Raw genomic sequence first — 26128 nt, 5'->3', positions numbered from 1 at the left:
TCCGGGCGGGCCACCGCCGGGGGCTCCTGCCGTGCAAGGTGACCGGGCGCCATTTTCCGAATCCGGCATAAGTGTTCCCAAACGCCGCCGACGGGCGGGCTCATCGAGCGGCGTTCAGCGGCACAGGGTGCGCAGGGCCGCGCTGCAGTCCGCGGCCCGGCGCTGCGGGTCGGTGTCGGTACCGGCCCAGGCGATCCGGGCGTCCGGCCGGACCAGGACGGCGGTGACGTCCCGCCAGACCGGATGCGACTCCTCGGCATTGACGCCTACCGTCCGGCGGTCCAGACCGGGTGCGGCACACGGCGTCCGCGTTCCGCCGAGGTCCAGCAGCAGCGGTCGGCCGTGATGCATCAGCGGGTGGGCGGTGGGCGCGTCGGCCACATCCAGGGCGAGGCCGGCCAGCCGCGTGCCGGTCAGCGGGTGCGCGCCGGGTGCGGTGCCGGCGGGGAGCGGCTCGTCGAAGCCGGCGATCCTTCGGGCCCACTGTCGGTTGGTCCGCGGTTCGGCCAGCGCGGCGGACCAGACCTCGCGCAGCGCGATCTGCTCCGGGCTCGCCGCCGCGAACAGGGCCAGCTGCGCCCGGGTGTTGTGGATGACCGCGCGGGCGGCCGGCCGCCGCTCCGCGTCGTAGCTGTCGAGCAGTCCGCCGGGCGCCCGGCCCTGGAGGGTGGCGGCCAGCTTCCAGCCCAGGTTGGTGGCGTCCTGGATGCCGAGGTTCATGCCCTGCCCACCGGCGGGGAAGAACATGTGCGCCGCGTCCCCGGCCACCAGGACCCGTCCGGCCCGGTAATGCGCGGCCTGCCGGGTGGCGTTGCCGTAGCGCGACAGCCACCGGGGGTTGCGGATGCCCAGGTCCCGTCCCAGCAGCGCGCGGGTCTGCTCGCCCACCTCCTCCAGGGTCAGCGGGTCACCGGTGCCGCGGTGCACGGTGGCCGTGGACAGGCCCGCCAGCCGGTGGACGCCGTCGCCGATCGGGGCTACCAGGAGGGACCCGGCCGGCCCGGTGGCGGACAGTGGCCCCGTGGGCGGATCGTCCAGTTCGACGTCGGCGAGCCACCCGGTCATGGTGGTGTCCTGACCGGGGAAGCCGATGCCGGCCGCCTGGCGCACCGCGCTGCGGGTGCCGTCGCAGCCCACCACCCAGCGGGCCCGCACGGTCCGGTGGGCACCGGCGGCCCGGATCACCGCCTCGACGGCATCCGGCCCCTGGGTGAGCGAGACGACCTCCTCCCCGCGCAGCACCCGGGCGCCCACGGCGAGTGCGTGCTCCTCCAGGACCTTTTCGGTGACGGACTGACCGAGCGCCAGCATGAACGGGTGCACCGCCCCGACTGTGGAGAAGTCCAGCCGGGTGGTCGCCGCGCCGAAGTGGCCGGTCGGCACCGGGGTGCCGCGTTCGATGAACCGCTCCGCGAGGCCGCGGGTGGCGAAGGTGTCCAGCGTGCCGGCCTGCATGCCGACCGCGCGCGACCGTCCGTCCGGTGCCGCCCGGCGTTCCACGACGGTCACCTCCACCCCGTGCAGGCGCAACTCCGCGGCGAGCCAGAGTCCCACCGGGCCGGCCCCGGCGATGAGCACATCGAGCATGACAACCACTTCCTCTCACTTCTGGGACGATGCGCCGTGACGGCGGCGCGCCGATGTGCTGGGACAGGGGCGGCCTCGTGGCGTCAGGTGGGCAAAGTGGCTCAGCGAGCGCTGCCGAGGTTCCGGTCGTGCTCGGCGCCTTCGAGCATGAGGGTGGTCTCCTCGATGCGGCGGAAACGGCCGTCGGGGGCGAACTCGGCGAAGAGGTAGACCTCCATGCGGACGGTGGAGCCGTCGGTCTTGATGACCTCCATCGTGTGGCGGTCGGCGTAGCGATCGCCGGACGAGAGTTCGTCGTGCACCTCCACCGAGCCGCCGGCGACGACCGTGCGCAGGTGGGCGATGTGGGCGAGGAACTCGGTGCGGTCCGCCCAGCTTCCGTCAGTGCGCTGGCGGTAGTCGGGGGCGAAGTGCCGGTCGGCGGCCTCGTCGAGGTCGAGGCCCGGGGTGAGGAGCAGGTCGGTGAGGGCGGCGCGGGCGTCGGTGCGGTTGCCGGCGGTGGTCATGACGGTCCCCTTGGTGTTCATGTTTCGGCAGAAAGTGCGTGCGCCGAGCACGCACATGCACCGTACTACAGATTGCGTGCGTCGCGCACGCTATTCTTGGGTCATGCCTAACGATGTGGGACACGAGATCGCCGACGCCCTTGGAGCTCTGCTCAGGCGGGGCACCCGAGCACGGCTCTACGCGCGCCTGACGGACGGCCTGGGCGAGGCGGTGGACGAAACCACCTACCCCGTCCTCAGTGGGCTCGCCCGGACCGGCCCGTGCAGCGCTGCCGACCTCGCGGGCGAAATCGGCCTCGACCGCTCCGGCGTCACCCGCCGCGCCACCCGCCTGGAGGAAGCCGGCCTGCTGCGCCGCGAACCCGACCCCGACGACCGCCGCGCCACCCTGCTCGCCCTGACCGAAACCGGACAGCAGGCGGTGAAGACCACCCGGCAGCGCCTGGCCACTATCATCGAGGCGTCCCTCGCCTCCTGGCCCCCGGAGGAGGCGCAGAGCTTCGCCCGCCAACTCCACCGCTTTGTCGCCACCGGCCCGTTCGCGGAATCGTGACGCCTGCAAGCGAGGTGCGAGTGCGCAATGCCCGGGCCGCGCCGACTCCGGCGCTTCGTTCCTGCGCTCGTACATCGTCTTGTCGAAGCCGGGGGGTCTGCCGCCCCAGCTGCCGCGTCCCTTGCGGTGAGCGCGCCGGCTTCTGGGCTCAGGAGTGGTGCGCTTGCCGCCGCTGACAGGGGTCGGCCACCGAGTGGACGCTTTCTGGCTGCGGATGCGGGCGAGTTCACGTCGTTCTGCGGACGGGACGCCGCGGTGGCGGGCATTGGCGTTGTGCCGGCAGTAACCGGGACGGCATCGGGTCTCGCTCTTCCCCTCGACGCTTGACTCACAGAATTATGAACATGTTCAATTCATGAGTCGAGAAGGAACTGCCGTCGTCCGTGCGGCAGATCTCACGAGGAGGCGCGGTGGGTTCGGGGGCGGGGGTCATCGCATACGCCTTTCTGATCTACACCATCCTGATGACGCTGTTCTGCGTCTTCATCGGGTCCAGGACCTCCTGGAGGATGGGCTGGCTCATATCAGCTCCAGTGATCTTCGCGCCCTGGGGTTTGGTGCTGGTCGCGTTCGCCATCCACTGACCGGTCCCAGCGGCCGGCACCGGGACGGCGCCGACCGACGGTGGGGCAACTCCGGTCAACGGCGTCATCGTCGGACGACAGCGCTGACCGGATTTGAGATCATGACCGGTGACAACAGGCGACGGCGGTTCGAGGAAGCCGGTGAGAATCCGGCGTGGTCCCGCCACTGTGACCGGTGAGCGAGTTCCGGCCACCGCCCGGACAGGGTGGGAAGGCGGGGCGAGCGGCGACCCGGGAGCCAGGACACTCACGCGGTCGCCTCCTCGACGAACACCGGGGCGGATCTCCCCGGGAGGGGAGTGGTGTGCCATGCCGGAGACGCCGTCAGAAGAGACATCGGTCCAGGCCGCGCAGGTGGGTGAATCGGTGCCGTGCCGGGTCGTCGTGTGCCGGGACTGCTGCTGCGGGAGTCCCAAGGTGACCGGAGTGGATCACGCCGCACAGACCGCGCGACTGCGGGCGGAGGTGCCGGTGCGCATCTCGGAGTGCCTCGACGTGTGCGATCAGGCCAACGTCATCGTCGTGCAGCCGTCCGCCGCGGGCCGTGCCGCCGGTGCCCGGCCGGTCTGGCTCGGGCTCGTCAACGATCCGGACGCGACCGAGGACATCGTCACCTGGGTCCGTGCCGGTGGTCCAGGCGTGGCGCCACTGCCGGACATCCTCGACTTGTACGTCTTCACCCCACCGCGGCGCACCGCGGTTTCCTGAGGCTTGCGCGCGACAGGAGGCTGGTCGCTTCGAATCCGGGGCGCTTGCAGACTCGAAATCGCGAGGTCTGACTGAGGCTGGCCGAACCCTCTTCCCATGGAGCCCGTTCCGCCCCGCCTGGTGCGAGTGGAAGATCACGCCAGGCTGAGGCGGTCTTGGCCGTGCACGCGGCGCGCGGTACGGTCTGTCCGATATCGCCGACGGCGAGACGGAAGCCGGTGAGAACCCGGCACGGTCGCGCCACTGTATGCGGGACGCCCCCTGCGGCGTCCCGTGCGTCAGACAGCTCCCTGGGCGGTCTTCTTCGGCATTCCTGATGCTGGTCCTGGTCTACTTCGTCGGCGCCGAGCAGGGCGCCACCTCCGTGTTCAACGGCACCGGCGTCCACGAGTGGGTGCACGACGCCCGCCATCGGCTCGGTTTCCCCTGCCACTGACGCGGGGGGACACCGCACGCCCATGAACTCCGCAACCGTACGGAACCTTCTCGTACGGGGCATGCTCGCCGGCCTCGCCGCCGGCGTGCTCGCCCTCGTCGTGGCATACCTCCTCGGTGAGCCGAACGTCGGCAAGGCGATCAGCTTCGAGGAGGCCCACTCCCACGAGCATGAGATGGAGGTCGTCTCCCGCTCCCTGCAGTCCACCGCCGGCCTCGCCACCGGTGTCCTCGTCTACGGGGTCGCCTTCGGCGGCGTCGCCGCTCTCGAGCCTGGTCGTCCGCGCAGCAGACCCTGCGGGTGACGCGCCCCGGGACGCTGCGCGATGCCATGCTCATCCGAAGGGCGTCCATCCCAACCTGGAACCCGGCCCGGTGCCAACGGCCGAGTAGGGATACTCGGCCGTCAGCGTTCTCCCGGCGGACACGAGGGTCGGGGCCCATGCTCGTGGAGCCCCGGTCCGAAAGATCGTCCGGTCAGGGTCAGGAGGCGGGCAGCTCCCCGCGGACGGTACGGGCGGCGGTGACCAGGTTTTCCAGGGAGGCGCGGGTCTCGGGAACCGCATGAAGGCAAGGCGCCACTGCCAACGCACCCGCAACGCCATCGCCGAGTAGCCTCTCCGGCGGTCGTCTGCGAGGGTGATCGGACGGATGCATCCCCCACTGGGCTCCTAGTCCATGCAGACCCTGGACGCTCACAGGGCGAGGATCCGTCGACAACGTCCACGACACGGACCAATCCGCCAGATGGAGCATCCGCGACCCCTTCGGTCGAAGAATCTCCGCGGACACCAAGGCCCGGGACGAGAGAGCCGCCAGCGGCACCAGTCCAAGAACTACGATCGCCCCAGCGCAACAGATCACAGCGCCATGAGGGACTGCCCGGACAGCCACCCGCAGGAGGTCTGCAATGGCGAAGCTGCTGTCCGTCAACGTAGGAATGCCCAAGGACGTCTTCTGGCGGGGAAGGACCGTCCACACCGGAGCGTGGAAATCTCCCGTCGCGGGCCGTCGCATGGTGCGGCGGCTGAACGTCGAAGGAGACGGCCAAGGCGACCTCGCCGGGCACGGCGGCGAGATTCGAGCCGTTCTGGTCTACCAACTGCAGTCCTACCAGTACTGGCAAAGGCAGCTCGGTCGCCACGACCTGACCTTCGGGATCTTCGGGGAGAACTTCACCGTCGACGGCCTGCCCGACAACGAAGTGTGCATCGGCGACCGGTACCGCATCGGCGAAGCCGAATTCGAGGTCACCCAGCCACGGGTCACCTGCTACCGCGTCGGCATGCGCCTGGGTGAACCCACCATGGCCTCACTCCTGGTTGCCCACCACCGCCCCGGCTTCTACCTCCGCGTGATCACCGAGGGATTTGTCCAGGCCGGCGACGAGATCACGCTCACCCGCAAAGGCCCCGGACAACTCAGCGTCGCCGACACCGACGCCTTGCTCTACCTCCCCGACCGCGACCCCGAAAAGCTACGCAAAGCACTCGGCATTCCCGCCCTCAGCCCCGGATGGCAGCAGTCCTTCCGCGAGCTCGCCACTGCCCAAAAACCCCAACAGGAACCGGGATGGCCAGGCGAACGCGCCGGCACCCAGCAGCCCAGAGAAGAACCCGGATGGCAGGGCTTCAAGACTATGCGCGTTGCCCGCATCGTCCCGGAGACCCCCACCGTCTCCTCGATCTACCTCGAATCCATGGACGATACACCCCTGCCCCCGGCCCGCCCGGGCCAGTACCTCTCCCTCCGCCTCGCCGTCGGCGACGCCCCACCCGCAGTGCGCAGCTACTCCCTGTCAGCCATGCCAACCGCCAGCACCTACCGCATCAGCATCAAACACGAGCCCCACGGACGAGTGAGCAGTTACATTCACGCAAGACTCCACCCCGGGGCCCTCGTGGACATCGCCAGCCCCCGCGGAACATTCGTACTCGAAGAAAGCACCCGCCCCGTCGTGCTCATCTCCGCGGGGATCGGCGCCACCCCCGTGCTTGCCATGCTCCACCAACTCGCCGCCACACGAGACCCACGCCCGGTCTGGTGGATCCACACCGCCCACGACCGCGCCCACCACGCCTTCGCGGACGAGTCCCACGCCCTCCTGGCGCACCTCCCTCACGCTCACGAGTACGTCTACTACACCGCCGAAGCCCCGCCTCCGGGCGAGGACCACATCATCCAGGGCCGCCCGACCCGCCAGACGCTGGAGGCCATGCATATCCCGACCGACGCCGACGCCTACCTCTGCGGGCCGACCGCCTTCATGAACGACCTCGGCGACCTCCTGCGCCATCACGGCCTCCGCACCGAGCGGATCCACACCGAACAGTTCAGCGCCCTGCCCGCCATCAATCCCGGCGTGGCCCCTACCGCGGTGCTCCGGCCACACCAACCGCCCGGCCCCCCTGGCACCGGCCCACTCATCACCTTCGCCCGCAGCGGCGTCACCACGCCATGGTCATCCGCCCACGCATCCCTCCTCGACCTCGCCGAAGCATGCGACGTCCCGACCCGCTGGTCCTGCCGCACCGGTGTCTGCCACACCTGCATCACCCGCCTCGTGGCAGGCGACATCACCTACACCACCCCACCCCTCGAACTTCCCGAGCCCGGCACCGTCCTTGTGTGCTGCAGTACACCGGACACCGACGTCGTCCTCGATCTCTAATCACCTGGCACGCGTCGATATCACACAGCTCTGACGTGCAGGAGGGAACCGACCTTGCACGTCGCCGACGTGGGCGTACGGGGATTCGACGCAGCCGGCTGACACCTCCGGCGCTCACGCTCCATCCCCGCGATCGCGCCGGCGCCTCACCTCGCCGATCTCGCCCTCGATGGGAAGCCAGTAATATGACGACCACGGCGCCTGAGCGGCCTGGTCCCCATGGCAGTGGTCCCCAGCGGCCTACCAGACATGGGCACCGGTGAACGGAAAGGCCCAGGCGGCTGCCTGGGCCCTGGAGTGATCTGCGAAGGGGATTGGCTCTCTGGTTTCAGCTGTTGAGTCCTTACGGTCACTTCTGCCGCGTCGTCTCTCCGGTGCCCGAGCGGTCGGCCGGGCCGTGCAGGGCCTTGTCATGTCTCTCGCAAGCCCGGGGAGCGCAGGCTTGGTCCCGCGCAGACAAACGACCCGGTGCCTTCGGCACCAGCTCATGGGAACCGGACGAGAGCTGGTCAGGAACGGCGGTCGGCATGATGGGCGGGGGAGGCCCCCAGGAGTTGCTGGAGGCCATGACAGCCGCGGAGCCTCCCCCGATCCGCCTGTCGGCGGATCTTGCGGTCCCGCCCCATCCGCCGGTGATGGTGGGGGCCGTCGACAGGCTTGAGCCTGCTGGATTCCACACGCAAGAGCGGAAACAGCGACACGGTTGCCGTCAACGACCGGCTCGCCGATTCTGCTGACCGCCGACCTGGCGCGCGCCGTCGCTGGTCTGACCAGCGGCCACGAGCGTGAACCTCGTCAAACGGAGTCGACGCGTACCACGACGGCGTAGGAGCCGAGACCGATGAGGCGGTCTCCGGAGATGTCGCCGAGAGCTGTGTACAGCCTGCGGATGTGTCCGGTCGTGTCGTCGAAGGCGATGTCCTTGACAGTGCCGTGGGCGGTGCCGTCCTCGGTCAGGACGGAGTGTCCGATCGCCTCTTGGTGAGCAGGGAACGTGTGGTGATCAGGGTCGGTAGCGGCGCGGGAGTGCACGATGACGGCGTCCCGTCCCATCCCTTCGATCGCGTTCCAGGCGATGGTCGTAGCGTGCTTCGGGGCTCCGGAGAGGTGAAGGCAGGCGACGCTCCTTGTGTGCGCGTCGATGGTCAGGCCTTCCACTCGTCCAAGCGGTTCGGCCTCTTCCGCGGTGATCACGGGAAGGCCCTGGGCCTGGGTGAACAGCATCATGCCTGGCCTCCTTTTCCGAGAGCGGCCGTGTCGGCGTACGGCTCGGCGGTGTGCGTGCGGAAGGCTTCGACCTGGGCGCTGAAGCTGGGCAGGTCGTCGGCGACGAAGTGGCGGACGTGCGAGGGGACCACCAGGGCCCGTCCGGAGACGGCCAGTGTCTCTCCGCGTGGGATGAACACCTTCTGCTCTTGGTCGTCCAGGTTTGCGTTGGCGGCGATCTCAAAGCCGATCACCCGTCCACTGCTGCCGGCCTCGATCACGACATCCAGGACCGTGCCGATCTCCGTCCCCTGATCCGTGAGGACGGGCGCGCCGATGACCTGGCCGTGTGCGGCTTCGCCGGCTCCCACGACCAAGTCCCGCTTCTCCAGGACCGCCTCACTGAGAATCATCACGGCGGACGGTCCGATGGCGTGTACTTCGGAGAAGGGCAGGCTCTCCTTGAGGGGGCCGGCCAGCAGGCCGCGCCCGCTCAGGGTGAAGCCGGTGATCCGTCCCGCCTGAGCGTCGAAGACGGTGTCCCGGATCTGTGCGACGGCTTCGCCGCCCAGCGTCACGACCACCCGCTTGGTCAGTTCCGAGGCCAGCATGAGTGTGTTCACTGCGGACCCTCCCGACTGGGCCGGTGGCCCGTACGTACCGCGATCACCGTGCCGCTGCGGCGTCTGGCCTGAACCGCCAACGTCGCGGCGGTGAGCAAGCCCACCGCCGCGATGAGGAAGATCACCCAGCTCCACCACTCCATCGCCGACCTCCTCCTACCGTCCGTCTTTGCCGTTGACTGTCGTTCTGTCCGGCGGTCCCCGGGCTATCCGCTTGCCCGCAGTACCGGTTCGCACGCCTTCCGCGGTAGGAGTCGGCGGACCAGGCCACCCCTGGGAGTGACTTCGCCGGGGCAGGCGTACGACAGTGACGAAGAACTCGTCGATCTGGCGTACGGCAGCGATGAACTGATCGAGGTCGACGGGGGAAGTCGAGGGCTTCCTCTCCGTCGCGGACGGGCGACGTGCAGGGTGTTGCCGATTTTGTTGCCTTCGAAGGCTTCCTTGGTCATCAGTTCGTCGCCGGGGTCGTCCTCGACGAGCAGGACTTCGATCGGCTGCACGGGGGCGGTCATGCGGCCGCCAACAAGCCGCGACGCCGGAAGGGACTGGATGACCGACGTGGAGGTGACGGACACCGGCAGCAGCAGACCCTGCGCGTCCGAGACGGCCTCCGCAGGTGCCCGGTGGCGGGCGTGGCTTCTGCAGGGGCTGAGTCAGCGGACGACCCGCCACCCTGGCCCGCACCGCACTCCGAGCACGAGGGGCACCGGCGGTGGCGGGTCATGTGCCTGACCGGCGTCGATTACTTCTCCACGCTCGGCTACCAGCCCGGCATCGCCGCACTCACGGCCGGCCTGCTGTCCCCCTGGCCACCCTGGTCCTGATAGTGCTGACCCTGTGTGGCGCGCTGCCGATCACCATCACGCTGTCGGCCGCGGACGCTGCCGCGCACGTCGTGCAGAACCCGTTCGCTCCGCACTGGCTGCAGAATGCCAACATGCCGATCACGCTCTTCCTCATCGGCGTACTTGCGGTCAACGTGTGCTCGCCGTTGCCGCCTGGCACGTGATCGGCCATCGGGTGCGGATCCACCATTGGGCGGACGCGCTGATGGCGTCGCACAGCTCCTCATGGGCCATGGCTGGCGTGGCTCTGCTGGTCTTCATCCGGCAGGACGCCTTCAAGAGCGGCGGACCGGCCAGCGGCCGCGCGCTCGCCTACCTGGCGCACCAGTACTTCGTCGAAGCGGGCGGCACGGTGTACGACGTCTCGACCATCGCCATCCTGTGGTTCGCCGGAGCGTCCGTGCTCGCGGGCCTGCTGAACCTCGCCCCGCGGTATCTCCCGCGCTGCGGCATGGCTTCGGTTACACCCTGGTCGCCAATGTGGTCGCACGGCCCGACGGTGTCAAGATCGCGGTACTGCGCCGTGCCCAGCGGGGCCCGGAGCGACGGCCGCGGGTCCACGTGAGCTGAGTTCAGCTGTCCTGGTGGGCCCGGAGGACGAGCATGGAGCGGCCCTCGACCTCCACCCGCAGGCCCCGCAGGTCCGGTTCCGTGATGGCCCTGCCGTTGAGATGGACCATGAGGGACCTGGCGAAGCCGGTGTCCCAGTCGGTGTCGGTCATCTCCCGCCCGGCAGGGGTGAACCAGGTGATGTCCTGCACCGCCTCGCCGGATGCCCGCGCCGCCCGTCCCCTGAAGAACCGACGCCGACGGAAGACCGGGTGCTCGCGGCGCAGGGAGATCAGTTTACGGGTGAAGTCGAGCAGCTCGCTTCCTTCGGTGACCTGTGCCCAGTCGATCCAGGTCAGTTCGTTGTCCTGGCAGTAGGCGTTGTTGTTGCCGCGCTGGGAGCGGCCGAGTTCGTCCCCGTGCAGCAGCATGGGTACGCCCTGGGAGAGCAGCAGGGTGGCGAGGAGGTTGCGCTGCTGGCGGACGCGGAGGGCGAGAATGCCGCGATCGTGGGTGGGGCCTTCGGCGCCGCAGTTCCACGAGCGGTTGTGGTCCTCGCCGTCGCGGTTGCCCTCGCCGTTGGCCTCGTTGTGCTTGCCGTTGTACGAGACGAGGTCGCGCAGGGTGAAGCCGTCGTGCGCGGTGACGAAGTTGACCGAGGCGTAGGGCCGACGGCCGTCGTTCTGGTACAGGTCGGAGGAGCCGGTGAGGCGGGAGGCGAATTCACCGAGCGTGCCGCCCTCGCCGCGCCAGAAGTCGCGTACGGTGTCGCGGTACTTGCCGTTCCACTCGGTCCACAGCGGCGGGAAGTTGCCGACCTGGTAACCGCCGTCGCCGACGTCCCAGGGTTCGGCGATGAGCTTCACCCGGGAGATCACCGGGTCCTGCTGGACGAGGTCGAAGAACGACGACAGCCGGTCCACCTCGTGGAACTGCCGGGCCAGGGTGGCGGCCAGGTCGAAGCGGAAGCCGTCGACGTGCATCTCGGTCACCCAGTACCGCAGCGAGTCCATGATCAGCTGCAGGGTGTGCGGGTGGTTCATCCGCAGGCTGTTGCCCGTACCGGTGGTGTCCCAGTAGAAGCGCGAGTCCTTTGGGGACAGGCGGTAGTAGGCCGCGTTGTCCAGTCCCCGCAGCGACAGCACGGGCCCGAGGTGGTTGCCCTCGGCGGTGTGGTTGTAGACGACGTCGAGGATGACCTCGATGCCCGCCTCGTGCAGGGCCTTGACCATCGAGCGGAACTCCTGCACCTGCTCGCCCCGCTGCCCGGACGAGCAGTAGGCGTTGTGCGGGGCGAAGAAGCCGATGGTGTTGTACCCCCAGTAGTTGGACAGCCCCCGCTCCACCAGCGCGTGGTCCTGGACGAACTGATGGACCGGCATCAACTCCACCGCGGTGACACCCAGCTTGACGAAGTAGTCGAGCATGGCCGGGTGTGCCAGTGCGGCGTACGTGCCGCGCATCGCCTCCGGTATCGCCGGGTGCGTCCCCGTCATGCCCTTCACATGGGCCTCGTAGATGACGGTCTCGTGATACGGGGTGTGCGGTGGGTGGTCGTTGCCCCAGTCGAAGAAGGGGTTCACCACCACTGACTTCGGCGCGTACGGCGCCGAGTCGAGGTCGTTGCGCCGGCCGGGAGCGTCGAAGTGGTAGGGGAACAGTGCCTCATTCCACTCGACCTCGCCCTCGATCGCCCTGGCGTAAGGGTCGAGCAGCAGCTTGCCCGGGTTGCAGCGCTGACCGCGCTCGGGCCGGTACGGGCCGTGGACGCGGAACCCGTAGCGCCGGCCCGGGCCGACGTCCGGCAAGTAGATGTGGTGGACGAAGCCGTCCACTTCCTTCAATGGGATGCGCTCCTCGGCGGCGTCCTCATCGAAGAGGCACAGCTCTACGCGCTCCGCCACTTCTGAGAACACCGCGAAGTTCGTCCCCGCACCGTCGAAGGCCGCGCCCAAGGGCGACATCTGTCCCGGTCGCGGGCCTACCTCGGTGCTTTCCTGCCAGATACGCACGTCATGGCCCTCCCCAACACGGACGGTGGGCAGCCCCGCCTTGTTTTCCCTTTTGCCCTCGTCCCCGGTGAGCATGCGCATGGCGCGCTCTGTACGACCAAGGATGACGAGTATGACGTCGCAGCACATCGTTGACGTACGTCCAAGGGACGCGCCTGAGTGGCCGAGTCTGCTTTCCTGGGCCCCGGAGGGACAGGCGGGCAGCGGCTGTTTCAGTGCGCTCGGCGCATCCCGCGGCATCATGCTGTCGTGCAGATCACTGCCCGCGCGGTCTTGAGCGGGCCTTGTCGATCAGAGCGGCGAGCGGCTACGCGGCACTCGCGTCAAGGGGCTCACAGCTCCGTACAGCTGGTTGAACACGTCCCGCAGTACCGGGCGGTCCGGTGGCGCGGCGGTCACCAGTGTCTGTTCCAGAAGTTGCCGACGGCGCTGACGCGTCGCTTCGAGCACACACTGTCCGGCGCCGGTGAGAGAGAACTCGCCGGACGGAAGCCGCCGTACCAGCGTGCGCTGAGCCAAGTGGTCGAGCAAACGGGTTGCCCCCAAGGCGCTGACACATAGGTCCCCGGCAATGCGATCAGGATCGGTTGGCTCGGTGCTCAGGGCGAGCAGAACGCGCATCTGCTCCTCGGAAACCGTCGGAGCGACGTCCTCATGGGCTCGCTTCCACAAGTTGATCATCGCTTCGGCGGCGTGTTCCGCAGCAGGGCTCGCTTCGGCACGTTCGGGTTCCACTGACATGGTTTCCCCTTTCCTCGACGCCGTTGCGTACGCGCTTACCCGACCGAAGGATCGTCAGCCCCGTCTATGTGTTCGAAAATGCTATGAGCTGGGGCGGGAGATGAATAATATGCAGAATCGGTCGGTCGTCTGGGTGATGCGGTCCTCGTTCGAGGGTCGACATTTCCCTCATTCCCCGAATTGTTGTCACGGCGGCTCGCAAGGTCCGTCATGGCGTCTTCCGTAGCATCGTAGACGTCAAGAATCCTGTCGACGCCGGGGAGCTTCAGCAGCTGTCGTGAATCGCAGAATGGGACACCAGTGAGGTCCAGCACGATGAACCGTGCGCCGGAATCGATGAGGTTCAAGAACTCGGTTCGAAACATCGGCCCGGTCAGGTAATCCATGTCGCCACTGAAGGAAGCCATTAGACAGTGGCCGGCGTGGGTCTGCCTGACCGAAGGAACACGGGACATCCGACGCCCTCCCCACCATCCTTCGCGGTACGCAGGTCGTACCCGTGAAGCACTGTCTGCCCTAAATGTCTCCGCCCAACCGGGACGGTGTCGACGAGACTCGGCGGGTTTGCTCACAGCCGGTGTGAGTCGCCAGGTGCTGGGAATTCGCAGTGCAGTGCACCACGGACGTCACCCGTATAGGAGACAAACCATGCTGGCCATTGTTTCTGCTGCCCTGTTCTTCATCGCCTTTTTGATCAACGCGGCGGATATCACGACCAACCACACCTTCACCTCGACCAACGTCATGCTCCTTGGCCTCACCGTTCTGGCCCTGCACCTCGCGGGACTGGGAGGCGGCTGGACTGTCGGCGGTCGCAGACGCTGAAGATTGCCGTGGCTCTGAGAAGACCGTCTGACGCGCGCCGAGGAGGGCTGCTCATGACACGCATCTACGCCGCCCGCGCACGCCGGCGTGGGCGGGCGGCGAACGGAGCGGTACGGGGAACCCGGGCCGCTGCCAGAGAGTCAGGCGTCGGCGGGCAGGGGAGGAGAGGACTCGGAACCATTTGGCCACGACCCGTTGAACGCAGCGGCTCGTGGCTGCGGGCCGGCTTCGCTCTGGGACTCGGGGGGACTCTGGCCTGGCTGCTGGTGCACACCGTTCTGCAGATCGGACAGCTGCTGTCATTGTTCTTGGCGGCCGTCTTCATCGCGATCGGTCTGGAGCCGCTGGTCGCCCTCCTGACCAGGCACCGCGTACGTCGCGGCTGGGCGGTTCTGGTCGTTCTTCTCGCATTCCTGCTGTGCCTGTCGGGGTTCGTCGCGCTGATTGCTCAGCCGGTCACGGATGAGATCAACTCGTTGGTCAAGGCGATTCCGAAGTGGCTGACGCAGCTGCATGACAGGCACACTGCCCTCGGCCATCTGGAAGACCGCTACCACCTGATCTCCAAGGTCCGCAAAGCTCTGGCCTCCGGCGGCTCGAGTGTGCTCGGCGGGCTGCTGGGAGCGGGGAGGATGGTACTCAGTCTGGTCACATCGGCCGTCATCGTCGTGGTCGTGACCATCTACCTGATGGTCGCCCTGCCCGAGATCAAGCAGTTCGGATTCCGCTTCGTCGCCGCGAGCAGGCGCGCGCGGGTCGAGACGGTGACGGACGAGATCCTGACCCGGACGGGCCGGTTCATGCTGGCCAACCTCGCGACGTCGGGCATCGCCGGGCTCGCGACCTTCGCCTGGTGCGCGGCCATCGGTGTCCCCTATCCGGCCGCCCTGGGCTTCTTCGTGGCGCTGATGGACCTGATCCCGGTCGTCGGGTCGACGGTGGCCGGGGTGGCCGTGAGCCTGGTCGCCCTGTCGGTTTCCCTGCCGGTCGCGGGTGCCACAGCCGGCTTCTATGTGGGCTTCCGACTGGCGGAGGACTACCTGATCATGCCCCGCGCGATGAAGTATGCCGTCGACGTGCACCCGGTGGTCACGGTCGTGGGCGTCCTCGTCGGCGGCGCTCTTCTGGGCATCATCGGTGCTCTGGTCGCCGTACCGGCTGCCGTTGCCATCGGCATCCTGCTGGACGAGTACGTCTTCCCCCGCACCGACGCATCCTGACCGCCCGAGTCCCTACCAGCGCGACCGGCCCGGCTCAGGCGTGGCTTCTGCGAGTTCGGGTTCCAGGCCCTCGCTCACCGGGGGATGCCCCAGACCGGCGCCGATACGCCACGCTTCAAAGGCCCAGGTGGTGAGGGCGACGACGGCCAGGCCGAGAAGCCAGCCGCCCAGGACGTCGCTGAACCAGTGCACACCGAGGGCGACTCTGCTCAAGCCGACGCCGAGCACGCTGAACACGGCGACGCCCCAGCAGGCAGTCCGCCAGACCTTCGGTACCAGGGGCAGGAGCACCAGGATGAGGACGGCGAAGGACGTGGTGGCCGTCATGGCGTGGCCGGATGGGAAGGAGTAGCCCGGGGCGTGCGCCACCGGGTCCTGCAGAGCCGGTCGCTCACGTTCCACCACCGCCTTGACCAGCAAGCCGATCAGCCCGCCGGCCACGGCGGTCACCGCCGCCCAGGCGGCCAGGCGCCACGCCCTGCGGTGCAGCAGCCAGGCGGTCCATGCGAGCCGTACGGCGCAGGGCCGGCAGTCGTCGAGGCGGATGCTCACCCTCATCCGGGGGGCGCGCAGCACGCGGAGAAGTGCCACGGCGTAGGCGGGCCAGCCCAGAACGGCTTTGGTGCGGCCGCTGCGATTGGCGCGCTCCAGCATCGCGGCGTCGAGGCCGGCGCCGCACATGGCGGCGAAGTGTGTGGCGGCCAGGCCGTCGCCGTCGATGCGGCCGAGGTCGATGCGGTGCGTCGTACCGCGCAGCGCGGCATCGAGGGCGTCGGCAGGAGACAGCGGCAGGCCGAGGTTGCGGGCGAGGAGGTTGCCGGTTCCGCAGGGCACCAGGACGAGCGGGACCTCGCTGCCCGCCAGGGCGTCGGCAGCAGCCCGAAGTGTGCCGTCGCCGCCGCAGACCACTACGAGCACGGCACCTTGGCGGACAGCGCCGGCGGTCTGGCCACCCCCTGGGTCGTCGGCGGAGGTCTCCTTGAATACCGGTGCGTCATAGCCGTGTCGTTTCAGGACCCGGCGCAGGGCGTCACGGTCGGTCCGGTCGGTGACGGTGGGATTGAAGATCACGGCGGCGTGACCAGGCGGCCGCCCCGCGCGGTCGGCGGCGGCGGGAAGCGGGGAGGCGGCGGGCGGAGCAGTCACGAATCCGTCCGTGAGCAGGGGACGTCCGACGATCAGCAGGGACAGGCAGCCGTTCACGAGCCCGCCCACGACATCGGTGGGGTGGTGCATGCCCCGGTACAGTCGGGCGAGGCCCCCCGCGACGGGCACGAGGAACAGCAGGCCGGCCACGACTCTCCGCCAAGGACCGCGCAACCGGGACAGCACCAGCACCGCCAGGCCGCCATAGAGTGCCGTGGCCGCACCGGTGTGACCGGAGGTGTAACTGGAGGTGGGCAGCGAGCCGTCGAGACGGTGCACGTCCGGACGGTGGCGGTCGACCGCCACCGTGATGACCAGGAAGACCAGCGACTGCAAGGACACGGCGACAGCGAGGAAGGCGGCCTGCCGCCACATCGGCAGTCTGGGGATCAGGATCAGGCCCGGACAGCTCAACAGAGTCACGGTGATCACCGTCGGGGTGTTGCCGGCCTCCGACGTGACCGAGGACAACGCGGTGAGAGAGCCGGTGCGCATCCGCTCGAAGGCCTCGTCGACCTTGTCCTCGACCGTCAGAGGCCACAAAACATGGGCGGGGCCGGTGATCAGCAGGCCGATGCCCACCATCAACGTCGCCTGACACGCGGTCAGCGCGCCGATCCATCCAGCGGACCAGCCGATTCCGTGCGGCACTGCGGAATTGCCGCTCCTGGCGACGCCGGGGCGGTGCCCAGGTCTTTCACCGGGCAACTCGGCAGGTGTCCCCGATACAGCGGTCGGCATCCGTACCCGCTGATCACGTCTCTCGGCATGTCCGGCCGGAGGGCGTCCTCCGGCTCACCGCCGTATGCCCGCTCAGCTCCGAAGCAGGCAGGCCCAAGTCCGGCTCACTTGCTCGCAGGAAGCTGACCGGCCCGACTTGGTGCCTGCGCGGCGTCCAGAGCAGCCCACCCGAAGGGCGCAACCGGAGACCCGACGAAGAGGGGCATGTCGAGAACGTGACTTTGCCTGAGGACAGAAACGGAGGCGCTGTCGCGCGGGTGGGCGCGCGACCCTACGCCGAAGTCGAACGTGCACGGGCGGCTGCAGCATACGAGTGGGCCCTCGGGCGGATCGAGAATCCACCAGTAACCGGCCGAGGAGGCCGGGGCACCCTTGATCTGCTTCAGCTGACGTCTGAGCTGGACGCTGCCGCTGCTCTGCTCGAAATCCCAGCCTTGACTTCCTGCATGGGGTTCGCACGGCTCTTGCCTGGGTGTGCGGTGATGACCAGGCCTCTGTGACTGACAGGGCGCGGGGTAGATGAGAAGAAGAGCCGCGTACGCAATGTCCGGCAGGTGGAGCGGGAAGCTGTCAGCGCGCCGTGCGCCTCAGCAGTCTGCCTCGCTGTGCCCGCAGCAGTTGCTATGTGCGCCTCCCAGAACCGCTGACAGCGGCGGGCAGAGGGCGCGGGCGAGTTCCCGCAGTTCGTCGTCGGTGGGATGGATAGGGCCGTTGGCGCCGTCTTCTGCGAACGCTTTGACCCGGAGGCGTACGAATGCCGGTCTGCTCGGCGATGGCCTGGGCTGTCAGGTGTCGGCGGCGCATCGTCTGCTGGATCAGTTGCGCGAGGTCGTCCATCTTCCCTGTGCCGTCCGGTCGGCCACCCCGCACAGATCCTCACCCGCTTGCACCGCATGCTGCGCCATCTGCAGCCGAACCTGTACGCGACCGCCATGATCGCCCGCTTCCGGCCCGGCGACCCACAGATCGCGTGGGCCGCAGCCGGACACCCGCCGGCCGTTGTCCGCGCGCCCGACGGCAGCGTACGAGTCCTGGACACCAAACCCGGTCTCATGCTGGGCGTCCCCCTGCCCTACGCATACCAAGACCACACGGCCGAACTGCCGCCCGGTTCGATGCTCGTCCTGTACACCGACGGCCTGGTGGAACGGCGTGCCCACGGGCTCGACCCGGGTATCGAGCTGCTCAGCCGCACGCTGGCCGCTCTGAGCGAGTCTGACCTGGAAGATCTCGAAACCTGTGCCGAGTCACTCCTCAAGCCATTGGTGCACGACTCCGAACGCGACGACGACGTCTGCCTCCTGCTGTGCCGCACCACCCGGCAAGCGATGCCGGACACAGTCGGTAACGAATCCCCGCAGCGGCCGGCCGTGGTCCTGCCCGACCGGTCCGGATCCAGCCATCACCGCGATAGCGTGGAGGCCACAAGGGGAGAGGGTGGACGCCGTGAATGCCTTTGAACCGTTCTCGTCCGCGGAGAGCCGACTGCGCGCCGTCCCGCCCCACGCGCTGGTCGCCACCGCCGGATCCCTCCTGGCCGAGGGCTTCGGCGCACAGGACGTCACACTGCTCCTGGCCGACTACGGTCTGACAGTGCTGCAACCCGTCACGCACCTGCCACACACCGGCGAGCCGGTCTCCGCGCACGACGGCCCCGCCGGCACCGCGTTCACCACCCAGAGACCGGTGGTCGAGGTCATCCCCGACACGACCATGGAACGGGTCCACCTGCCCATCACTGTCCGCGGTGACCGGCTCGGCATCCTCTCCACCCGCCTACCCGCCACCTCCGCGGACCCGGCCACTGTGCTCAGGCTCGGCGAGTTCGCCACAGCGCTCGGCCACGAGGTCGCCACCGCCGGTCGGGACACCGACCTGTACCTGCAGGCCCGTCGTACCCGCCGCCTCACCCTCGCCGCCGAGATGCAGTGGCAGCTCCTGCCGGGGAGCGGCTGCGCACGCCGGGAGTACACGATCGGGGCCCACCTGGAGCCGGCTTACGCCGTCGGCGGCGACAACTTCGACTGGTCCACCAGCGCCGACCATCTCACCCTCACTGTCACCGACGGCATGGGCCAGGGCATCGATGCCTCGCTGCTCACCAACCTCGCGGTGAGCGCCCTGCGCAACGCCCGCCGCGCCGGTATCGGCCTCGCCGACCAGGCCGCCCTGGCAGACCAGGCCGTGTACGCCACGTACGGCGGCAAGGTGTACGCCTCGACGCTGCTGCTCCGCTTCGACCTGGACACCGGAACCGTGCGCGCTGTCGACGCCGGCTCCCCCCAGCTGTACCGCCTGCGCGCCACCGGCATCGATCTGATCGAGTTGGAAGCGCAGCTCCCGCTGGGCATGTTCGAGGAGACCCCGTACGAGGAGCAGACCTTCCAGGTGGAACCCGGGGACCGCCTCGTCGCCATCAGCACCGGCGTGCACGGCACCCGCTCGGCGACCGGAGACATCTTCGGGGAACGCGCCCTGCGCCAGATCCTGAGCGCGACCCGCCAGACCCCGCCGCACGAGACGGCGCGGGCGGTCGTCGCCGGCCTGATCGAACACTTCGGCAGCAAGGACCTCACCTCCGATGCCGCGGTCGTCTGCCTCGACTGGACCGGCAGAGCCGCCGAGAGAGCACGGCTCACCCCGGAAGGCGCCTGACCCTCACCGCGCGTCCGGTGGCTCGGCCGGAGGCAGTGCCCCACTCCTAGCGGCGAAAAACGCCTGCATCCCACGGCTCAGCGCTGACCGTTCCGCCGGCTCCATGGCCCCCAGTGCAACCGTCAGAGCCTGGGTCCGCCGCTCCGCCACATCGTCCAGCACACGGCGCCCCTGCACTGTGAGACTCAGCCGGACCTCGCGGCGCTTCTCCGGATGCACCTTACGCTCCAGCATCCCCGCCGCCTCCAGCCGGTCGCAGAGCCGGCTGGCCGTGGGAAGTCCTATGTCCAGCCGCTCTGCCAATCCGGTGAGATTCAGATCCGGTGCCGCCTCAAGCGCACGCAGAGCCCGCAGCTGGTGCAGAGACAGGCGCAGGGCCGACTCCTGCGCAGCCAGCGACCACAGGTTCGTCAGACTCTCCACGGCATCGGCGATCTCCAGCGCGACTGTGTCCGGGCTGTCGCCCGGTCCCTCCACACGGTCGCCGCCGGAGTCGTCGAGACGGGTCACGACACATCGCTTTCAGTGAGTTCCGCATGCTGCCAAGGCAATCCTCATTCAATCGCTGTACCCGAAGACAAGGGGTACACGCTGTTTCTGCAGTGACTGGTACCGCCCGGACAGTGAAGGGCACGGCGCCTGCTTGAGCACCACCGCGCCCGGCTGGCCACCGTCGGCCACCCACCCCCGCCACCCAGTGATCGGCTGCGCGTACCGATTGGCTTCCTCCCGACGTCCTCGGCACGGGCGACCTCTGCACTCGCAGAGCAGTCATCACCCGTGAGGGCGAGTGGATGCCGAGCGCCGGGTGACCTCCGCTGTCTGTGGCGAAGCCAGCCTCGCGAGCTGCCGGCGCCCTCCGTGGAGTTCACACCGCCGTGCCGGCGCTGGGCACCGGTACCCGACGGCCCGTAGCCGCGCCAGACCAGAAGCCAGCCCAGCGCCTCACGCGACGGCACCGGCACCTGCTGTGGAGATCGGTCCAGCCACGGCTGGTTCGACCCTGTCCTTGGTGCGGAAGCGGTTGCTGAACTGTGGACACTGGTCGCCCGCCTTGAGGCCCGGGTGGAAGACGGACACACGGAGGGGGACGTCCTGCATCTGCTTGCCCGTGCCCGCGTGGGGCTCGGGGTCGCCCTGGGAAATGTCCTTCCAGAAGAGCGACTGAGCACGGCGGCCCGGTGGACGGCCAAGAGTCTGGAGCTTGCCGAGTACTTCGGGGACCCGGTCACGCTCTCAAAGATTCGGCGCCGAAGCCTCCCTCGCTGCGGGATGCTCCTCATGGCGGCGAGGGACCGGGGCGCAGACCTGGGCCGGAGATCCTTTGTGCGAGCTTCCAGGTCTGTTGGGTGTCCACAATCACCGGGTGGACGGGCTCCCAGCGACTGCGTCGGCGGAGTTGATCGCATGAGGGGAGGAAATGTCGGGAAGTCTGGACAGCGATTCCGGCGTTTCCCCAGGTCAGCGCACCCTTCCGCGTGGTTTCAACGGCACGGCCGGCAGCTCGGGTGCGGGCAGAGGCCCACCGTCGTAGCCCTTCACCTCGCCGAAACGAACCCCCTTCATCCAGTCCTCTCGCGCTTGTACGATCTCTTCCTGGGAGCGGGCGACGAAGTTCCACCACATGACCAGCTCCTCCGCGAACGGCTCGCCGCCGAGCAGCATGGCCGCGGCGTCCGACTCGGCGCGCAGGGGCAGTTCGGAGCGTCCACAGCCGAGGTAGAGCAGCGAGCCGGGGAGCACCGGTACGCCGTCCACATCCAGCTCGCCGGACATGGCCAGGACGCCGTACTCGAAGTCGGGCTCCAGCGGCAGGCGTACGTCGGCGCCCCGGGCGAGGGCGAGGTCGGCGCCGACGATCGGGGTGTACGTCGTACCGGGCGAGGCGGAGCCGTCGAGGTCGCCGAGGATCACCGTGGCGGTCAGGCCGGGCGCGGTGACCGTGGGAAGCTCCGGGTGGTACTCGAACTTCGGCTCGGTGTCGCGGTGTTCGTCGGGCAGCGCCACCCACAGCTGGGCGCCGTGCAGGAAGCGGGCGTGCGGGCGGGGGGTCTCCTCGGAGTGGCTGATCGCGCGGCCCGAGGTCATCAGGCCCAGCTGCCGGGGGCCGATCGTCTGCAGGCTGCCCGTCGAGTCGCGGTGCAGCACCTCGCCCTCGTGCAGCCAGCTGACCGTCTGCAGCCCGATGTGCGGATGCGGCGGGACCTGCATGCCCGGCTCGTCGGCGATGTCATCCGGGCCGTAGTGGTCGACGAAGGCCCACGCGCCGATCATGCGACGCCCGAGGTTCGGCAGCAGCCGGCGCACCTCGGTCGACTCGCCCAGCCTCACCTGACGGGGGCTCAGCAGCTCGCGCACGGGCTCCGCGACGACGAATCCGCGGCCGCCGCAGACGCTGGGCACGGGCGCGCGGTCAAGATTGCTCATGGCGCCCAACTTAGCGGGGCGGGCGTCGTACCGGTGAGTGCGGAAACGCGCATTTTTTTCTGGGATGAGTCAATCAGCTGACTTGTATGCGGGGCGCGTGCACAGCTCCTGGACCCAGCGCACAGCACACGTCGACGACCCGATTTACCGGCACCGACGCTGCGTCGGCACCCGCGGCCGGCGGAGCCGTCCCGGGCGGTGGGCTCGGACGGGCCGGGGTCGGTGGGACGCCGGTGCGTGGGTGTGTGCGCGGGGCCGACGATCCGGTGCCGGCCGGGCCGCGGTCACCCTTGTCTCGCTCGGCGGGCGGCAACTCGGCCGGGCAGTCGCCGCGGACGACGGCGGCTGAACCGTCGAGGTACCCGGGGAGGGGACGTACGTCCTCGTCGCCTCCGCGACGGCCGCCGCCCGCGGGTCACCACCGTCGTCGTCAGGCGGCCGTCTCAGCCCAGCCTCTTCAGCAGTTCCTCGGCGACCGGGCCCGCGGAGGCCGGGTTCTGGCCGGTGATCAGATTGCGGTCGGTCACCACGTGCGGCGCCCAGGGCTCGCCCGCCTCGACGTCCACGCCCGCCGCGGTCAGCCGGTCCTGGAGCAACCATTTGGCCCGTTCGGCGAAACCGGCCTGCCTCTCCTCCTCGTTGGTGAACGCCGTCGCCCGGTAGCCGGCGAAGGCGTTGGCGCCGTCGGCCCGGTCCGCGGCGAGCAGCGCGGCCGGTCCGTGGCAGACCACGGCCAGCGGCTTGCCGGAGTCGAGGGCAGCCACGAGCAGCCGGCCCGAGTCGGCGTCCACGGCCAGGTCTTCCATCGGCCCGTGTCCGCCGGGACAGAACACGGCGGCGAAGTCGTCGAGCTCCACCTCCGCGAGCTTGACCGGCGTGCGCAGCTCGGTCATCTCCTCCAGCGTGCGGGCGATGTCGTCCGCCTTCTCCTGGCCGCCGTTGACCTCGGCGGCGAGGCTCGCCCGGTCGACCGGCGGCACCACGCCGCCCGGTGTGGCGACGACGATCTCGTGACCGGCGGCCTTCAGGGCGCGGTAGGGGACCACGGCCTCGTCCGCCCAGAAGCCGGTCGGGTGCGGCGTGCCGTCGGCCAGCGTCCAGTGGTCGGCACCGGTCAGCACGAACAGGATCTTCGACATGGGTTCCTTCTCCCGGAGCTTGGGTTTCCGACACAGAACGTAGGCGAGACGACCCATAGGCAACCAATGAAACACCGAATGCCCGGTATTGGATCTCCTATGGGTGCCGGGGAATGCCGGCCGGTGAATACTCGGACCCGTGGAGACCGCTTCCCTCGATCTGAACCTGCTGCGTACCTTCCTCGCGGTGTACCGCTCCGGCTCCTTCACCGGCGCCTCCCGCCTGCTGGGCCTGTCCCAGCCGACGGTGACGACGCAGATGCGCGCGCTGGAACGGCAGACCGGCCGGGAGCTGTTCGAACGGCTGCCGCGCGGGGTCGCGCCGACCCCGGTCGCCGACGAGCTCGCGGCCCGGATCGCCGCGCCCCTGGACGAGCTGGCCGCTGCCGCGGGTCCGGCCACGGCCGCCGGCACCCGCCGTGAACCCGTGCATCTGGCCGGCCCGGCCGAGCTGCTGTGCACCACCGCCCTGCCGGCCCTCGCGCCCTTGGTCGCGGAGGGCGTACGACTGCGCGTGTCGACCGGGCTGACCGATCCGCTGCTGGAGGAGTTGCGCGCGGGCCGGCACGACCTGGTGATCGCCACCACCCGCCCTCGGGGCCGTACCCTGCACGCGGTTGCGCTCACCGACGAGGAGTTCGTGCTCGTCGCCGCGCCGGTGTGGGCCGAGCGGCTGGCGGACCGGCCGGCCGTCGAGGGGCCGGCCGCTCTGCACGACGTCCCGCTCGTCACCTACGCCGAGGACCTGCCGATCGCCCGCCGCTACTGGCGGCACGTCTTCGGCCGCCGCCTGTCCCGCACCGCCGCGCTGACGGTGCCCGACCTGCGCGGAGTTCTCGCCGTGGTGGCGGCGGGGGCGGGGTTCGGTGTGCTGCCCCGCTATCTGTGCCAGGACCTGCTGGCGTCCGGCGCGCTCGTGGCGCTGCTGGAGCCGGAGGATCCGCCGATCAACACCGGCTTCCTGGTCCAGCGCCCCGGCCCGCCCGACAACCCGGACGTGGTCCGCGTCCGCACACTCCTTTTGCAGGCGGCGCGCACCTGGTAGCCGTACGGGCCCCGGCCCGCCCGGCACGGTGGAATGCGCCGCCCGCTGCCCTCCCCGAGGCGGTGAGGACGTCACCCAACTCCATGAACCACGGTGGCGGGAGGTGCCCCGGAAGTCTCGGGGCCGACCATGGTGCCCGACCCGGATGGCGGCGCACAGGCGGGGGGCCGACGATGGTGGCGTGGGGTACGGCCGCCGCCGCAGCGCCGGTGCCGTCCGAGGCCGCCGGGGGACGGCGGCCGGCCCCGGTCGCGGTCAGCGGCCGGAAGGGAGGACACCGTCATGCTGGAAGTGAAGACGGTCGAGAAGCCGGACGAACGGCGCGACTTCCCCCGCGGCCACCTCGAAGCCCTGCACCTGACGGGGCTGGACTTCGCCGTGGCCACGTTCGAACCCGGTTGGCGCTGGTCGGAGTCCGTGGCGCCGCTCGCGGGCACCGACAGCTGCATGGTCCACCACAACGGCTATGTGCTGCGGGGACGGATGCACCTGCGCATGGACGACGGCGGTGAGGCCGAGATCGGTCCCGGCGACGTGTTCGTGTGCGCGCCCGGCCACGACGCCTGGGTGGTGGGCGACGAACAGGTCGTGGTCTTCGACTTCGCCGGGACCATGGCGAAGGAGTACGCGAAGGGCTGAGAGGGCGGCATGGCGGTCCGCCCGCCCACAGGACCGGGTCGGACAGCGCGCGGCCCGGTCCGTGGTCGAGTCGCCGTCACCGGGGAGGTGCTGCCGTCACCGGGGAGGAGGGTGTCGCCTTTCGCGGCGCCCTGACACGTGGGAGGGCCGGACGGTCCCCGTTCGAAGGGCGGTCACCTGCCGGGGGCCGACACCCGTCGTTGCCCCGTTCCCTCGTTGCGCGGCCCCCGTGGTCGCTCCGCCCCCGCCCCCGTGAGCACCCTCACCCCTCGAAGGCCGTCGCCCCCTCCTCCGCGAAGGTGACGGCGTGCGGGTGGCCGAACAGGCCGGGGAGGCCGCCGGTGTGGACGAACACCGTCTTCTCGCCCGGCCGTACGTCGCCGTCCTGGACGGCCGCGCGGAGGCCGGCCAGGGCACGGGCCGTGTAGACGGGGTCCAGGACCAGGCCCTCGGTGCGGGCGGCGAGCCGGAGCGCTTCGCTCGCCGGGCCGGTCAGGGTCGCGTACCCGGCGCCCACCTGGTCCCGGCGTACCCGCAGCCCCTCGGCCGTGACCTCCTCCGCGGTGAGCGGTGCGGCGAACTCCGCCACGGCGGCGGCCGGGTCGGCCAGGGCCCCGACGTCGACGCCGAGCACCGAACCGGTGCCCAGGGCCGCGACCAGCCCGGCCATGGTGCCGCCCGAGCCGAGCGCGACCACCGCCGTGCGCAGCTGGGGCAGCTGCTCGTCCAGCTCCTCGCCGCAGCGCACGTAGCCACGGGCGCCCAGCGCGCTCGACCCGCCGAACGGGACCAGCGCGGGCCGGGCACCGGCCGCCCGCAGCCGTGCGCACACCTCGGCCGCCGCGGCGTCCAGCCCCGCCCGGTCCACGTCCCCGGCCCAGGCGAGCCGCGCCCCGAACAGCCCGTCCAGCGCCAGGTTCCCGGAGTGGGAGGCGCCCGGGGCGCCGCGCAGCACGAGGACGGCGGAAAGGCCGAGCCGGGCGGCCGCCGCGGCGGTCAGCCGGGCGTGGTTGCTCTGTGGGGCACCCGTGGTCACGAGCGTGTCCGCGCCGTCGGCGAGGGCCGCGCCCACCGCCCACTCCAGCTTGCGGATCTTGTTCCCGCCGCCGCCCGGACCGGTCAGGTCGTCCCGCTTGATCCACAGGTCCCCGGGTCCGAGCCCGAGCGCGGCGGCCAGCCGGGGCGCCGGTTCGACGGGGGTGGGGAACGTGCCGAGAGGGACGGGGGAGTGGCTCATGGTGTACGTCCTTCGGTGCGGATGAGATCCT

The 26128-nt window shown here is 69.8% G+C and carries 22 protein-coding genes, 6 pseudogenes and 1 riboswitch; of the genes and pseudogenes, 12 read left to right on the top strand and 16 right to left on the bottom strand.

Annotation, left to right across the window (positions count from 1 at the left end):
- Positions 1-114: 114 nt before the first annotated feature.
- Together ACZ7HQ_RS14065 and ACZ7HQ_RS14060 are read right to left on the bottom strand one after the other, a co-directional pair.
- Positions 115-1587, bottom strand: a complete 1473-nt coding sequence (locus ACZ7HQ_RS14065) for an FAD-dependent monooxygenase (RefSeq protein WP_470988467.1) — start codon at positions 1585-1587, stop codon at positions 115-117.
- Positions 1588-1688: 101 nt separating this feature from the next.
- Positions 1689-2093 (bottom strand): nuclear transport factor 2 family protein, encoded by a 405-nt coding sequence (locus ACZ7HQ_RS14060; protein WP_470988462.1) that lies wholly within the window; start codon positions 2091-2093, stop codon positions 1689-1691.
- 103 nt (positions 2094-2196) lie between these two features.
- Here ACZ7HQ_RS14060 and ACZ7HQ_RS14055 point away from each other — a divergent pair, with 103 nt between their 5' ends.
- Positions 2197-2646: a MarR family winged helix-turn-helix transcriptional regulator gene (locus tag ACZ7HQ_RS14055; RefSeq protein WP_470988459.1), complete on the top strand. Its 450-nt coding sequence runs from the start codon at positions 2197-2199 to the stop codon at positions 2644-2646.
- Positions 2647-3097: 451 nt separating this feature from the next.
- On the opposite strand, the gene ACZ7HQ_RS14050 is transcribed toward ACZ7HQ_RS14055, so the two are convergent.
- A complete protein-coding gene (locus tag ACZ7HQ_RS14050; RefSeq protein WP_470988456.1) occupies positions 3098-3289 on the bottom strand; it encodes a hypothetical protein in 192 nt (63 codons plus the stop codon).
- Between the two features lie 30 nt (positions 3290-3319).
- A riboswitch (cobalamin riboswitch) is annotated at positions 3320-3500 on the top strand.
- 39 nt (positions 3501-3539) lie between these two features.
- Between ACZ7HQ_RS14050 and ACZ7HQ_RS14045 the strand changes: the two genes are divergently transcribed.
- From ACZ7HQ_RS14045 to ACZ7HQ_RS14030, 4 genes and pseudogenes are all read left to right on the top strand, one after another.
- Positions 3540-3938, top strand: coding sequence for a (2Fe-2S) ferredoxin domain-containing protein (locus ACZ7HQ_RS14045; RefSeq protein WP_470988454.1), 399 nt, complete (start codon positions 3540-3542; stop codon positions 3936-3938).
- Between the two features lie 243 nt (positions 3939-4181).
- Positions 4182-4374: pseudogene (locus tag ACZ7HQ_RS14040) on the top strand (CbtB domain-containing protein).
- 22 nt (positions 4375-4396) lie between these two features.
- Positions 4397-4642: pseudogene (locus ACZ7HQ_RS14035) on the top strand (CbtA family protein); the annotation flags it as partial.
- 641 nt (positions 4643-5283) lie between these two features.
- Positions 5284-7044 carry an MOSC domain-containing protein gene (locus ACZ7HQ_RS14030; RefSeq protein WP_470988451.1) on the top strand — a complete coding sequence of 587 codons (1761 nt, stop codon included), beginning with the start codon at positions 5284-5286 and terminating at the stop codon, positions 7042-7044.
- A gap of 795 nt (positions 7045-7839) precedes the next feature.
- On the opposite strand, the gene ACZ7HQ_RS14025 is transcribed toward ACZ7HQ_RS14030, so the two are convergent.
- The 4 genes and pseudogenes from ACZ7HQ_RS14025 to ACZ7HQ_RS14010 all read right to left on the bottom strand — a co-directional run.
- Entirely contained in the window at positions 7840-8271 is a 432-nt protein-coding gene (locus ACZ7HQ_RS14025) for a PRC-barrel domain containing protein (RefSeq protein WP_470988448.1), read from the bottom strand.
- Positions 8268-8873, bottom strand: coding sequence for a PRC-barrel domain-containing protein (locus ACZ7HQ_RS14020; protein WP_470988445.1), 606 nt, complete (start codon positions 8871-8873; stop codon positions 8268-8270). The genes ACZ7HQ_RS14025 and ACZ7HQ_RS14020 overlap by 4 nt, the downstream gene beginning before the upstream one ends.
- The gene (locus ACZ7HQ_RS14015; RefSeq protein WP_470988442.1) at positions 8870-9016 is read right to left on the bottom strand and encodes a hypothetical protein; all 147 of its coding nucleotides are present in this window, start codon (positions 9014-9016) and stop codon (positions 8870-8872) included. The genes ACZ7HQ_RS14020 and ACZ7HQ_RS14015 overlap by 4 nt, the downstream gene beginning before the upstream one ends.
- A 139-nt stretch (positions 9017-9155) precedes the next feature.
- Positions 9156-9388, bottom strand: a pseudogene (locus tag ACZ7HQ_RS14010) (hypothetical protein); the annotation flags it as partial.
- A 37-nt stretch (positions 9389-9425) separates the two neighbouring features.
- On the opposite strand from ACZ7HQ_RS14010, the pseudogene ACZ7HQ_RS14005 reads away from it, so the two are divergent.
- Positions 9426-10178, top strand: a pseudogene (locus tag ACZ7HQ_RS14005) (amino acid transporter); the annotation flags it as partial.
- A 115-nt stretch (positions 10179-10293) separates the two neighbouring features.
- Here the strand turns inward: ACZ7HQ_RS14005 and glgX are convergent.
- From glgX to ACZ7HQ_RS13990, 3 genes are all read right to left on the bottom strand, one after another.
- Positions 10294-12234, bottom strand: a complete 1941-nt coding sequence (glgX, locus tag ACZ7HQ_RS14000) for a glycogen debranching protein GlgX (RefSeq protein WP_470988439.1) — start codon at positions 12232-12234, stop codon at positions 10294-10296.
- Positions 12235-12573: 339 nt separating this feature from the next.
- Positions 12574-13023, bottom strand: coding sequence for a hypothetical protein (locus ACZ7HQ_RS13995; RefSeq protein ID WP_470988436.1), 450 nt, complete (start codon positions 13021-13023; stop codon positions 12574-12576).
- Between the two features lie 35 nt (positions 13024-13058).
- Positions 13059-13478 (bottom strand): STAS domain-containing protein, encoded by a 420-nt coding sequence (locus ACZ7HQ_RS13990; protein WP_470988432.1) that lies wholly within the window; start codon positions 13476-13478, stop codon positions 13059-13061.
- Between the two features lie 193 nt (positions 13479-13671).
- Here ACZ7HQ_RS13990 and ACZ7HQ_RS13985 point away from each other — a divergent pair, with 193 nt between their 5' ends.
- Positions 13672-13848, top strand: coding sequence for a hypothetical protein (locus ACZ7HQ_RS13985; RefSeq protein WP_470988430.1), 177 nt, complete (start codon positions 13672-13674; stop codon positions 13846-13848).
- Between the two features lie 266 nt (positions 13849-14114).
- Positions 14115-15068, top strand: coding sequence for an AI-2E family transporter (locus tag ACZ7HQ_RS13980; RefSeq protein ID WP_470988427.1), 954 nt, complete (start codon positions 14115-14117; stop codon positions 15066-15068).
- A gap of 12 nt (positions 15069-15080) precedes the next feature.
- On the opposite strand, the pseudogene ACZ7HQ_RS13975 reads toward ACZ7HQ_RS13980, so the two are convergent.
- Together ACZ7HQ_RS13975 and ACZ7HQ_RS13970 are read right to left on the bottom strand one after the other, a co-directional pair.
- Positions 15081-15590, bottom strand: a pseudogene (locus ACZ7HQ_RS13975) (phosphatase PAP2 family protein); the annotation flags it as partial.
- Positions 15559-16955: pseudogene (locus ACZ7HQ_RS13970) on the bottom strand (bifunctional phosphatase PAP2/diacylglycerol kinase family protein); the annotation flags it as partial. The pseudogenes ACZ7HQ_RS13975 and ACZ7HQ_RS13970, both read right to left, overlap by 32 nt.
- An 893-nt stretch (positions 16956-17848) precedes the next feature.
- Here ACZ7HQ_RS13970 and ACZ7HQ_RS13965 point away from each other — a divergent pair.
- Entirely contained in the window at positions 17849-18415 is a 567-nt protein-coding gene (locus tag ACZ7HQ_RS13965) for a PP2C family protein-serine/threonine phosphatase (protein ID WP_470988996.1), read from the top strand.
- A complete protein-coding gene (locus ACZ7HQ_RS13960; protein ID WP_470988425.1) occupies positions 18393-19610 on the top strand; it encodes a PP2C family protein-serine/threonine phosphatase in 1218 nt (405 codons plus the stop codon). The genes ACZ7HQ_RS13965 and ACZ7HQ_RS13960 overlap by 23 nt, the downstream gene beginning before the upstream one ends.
- Positions 19611-19613: 3 nt before the next feature.
- Here the strand turns inward: ACZ7HQ_RS13960 and ACZ7HQ_RS13955 are convergent, their stop codons facing one another.
- The 3 genes from ACZ7HQ_RS13955 to ACZ7HQ_RS13945 form a co-directional block, all read right to left on the bottom strand.
- A complete protein-coding gene (locus tag ACZ7HQ_RS13955) occupies positions 19614-20120 on the bottom strand; it encodes a MarR family winged helix-turn-helix transcriptional regulator (protein WP_470988422.1) in 507 nt (168 codons plus the stop codon).
- Between the two features lie 951 nt (positions 20121-21071).
- Complete coding sequence (locus ACZ7HQ_RS13950; RefSeq protein WP_470988420.1) at positions 21072-22037, bottom strand: pirin family protein; 966 nt, start codon at positions 22035-22037, stop codon at positions 21072-21074.
- A 443-nt stretch (positions 22038-22480) separates the two neighbouring features.
- Positions 22481-23176: a type 1 glutamine amidotransferase domain-containing protein gene (locus tag ACZ7HQ_RS13945; RefSeq protein ID WP_470988417.1), complete on the bottom strand. Its 696-nt coding sequence runs from the start codon at positions 23174-23176 to the stop codon at positions 22481-22483.
- Between the two features lie 139 nt (positions 23177-23315).
- Here ACZ7HQ_RS13945 and ACZ7HQ_RS13940 point away from each other — a divergent pair, with 139 nt between their 5' ends.
- Together ACZ7HQ_RS13940 and ACZ7HQ_RS13935 are read left to right on the top strand one after the other, a co-directional pair.
- Positions 23316-24221 (top strand): LysR family transcriptional regulator, encoded by a 906-nt coding sequence (locus ACZ7HQ_RS13940; RefSeq protein ID WP_470988415.1) that lies wholly within the window; start codon positions 23316-23318, stop codon positions 24219-24221.
- A gap of 282 nt (positions 24222-24503) precedes the next feature.
- Positions 24504-24860, top strand: a complete 357-nt coding sequence (locus tag ACZ7HQ_RS13935; protein ID WP_470988413.1) for a cupin domain-containing protein — start codon at positions 24504-24506, stop codon at positions 24858-24860.
- Between the two features lie 262 nt (positions 24861-25122).
- Here the strand turns inward: ACZ7HQ_RS13935 and ACZ7HQ_RS13930 are convergent, their stop codons facing one another.
- Entirely contained in the window at positions 25123-26097 is a 975-nt protein-coding gene (locus ACZ7HQ_RS13930; protein ID WP_470988409.1) for a pyridoxal-phosphate dependent enzyme, read from the bottom strand.
- Positions 26098-26128: the final 31 nt, after the last annotated feature.

Source organism: Streptomyces sp. NPDC037290 (assembly GCF_055603245.1).
The sequence above is the reverse complement of the archived record's forward strand: the minus strand, read 5'-3'. Positions and strand labels throughout refer to the sequence as shown.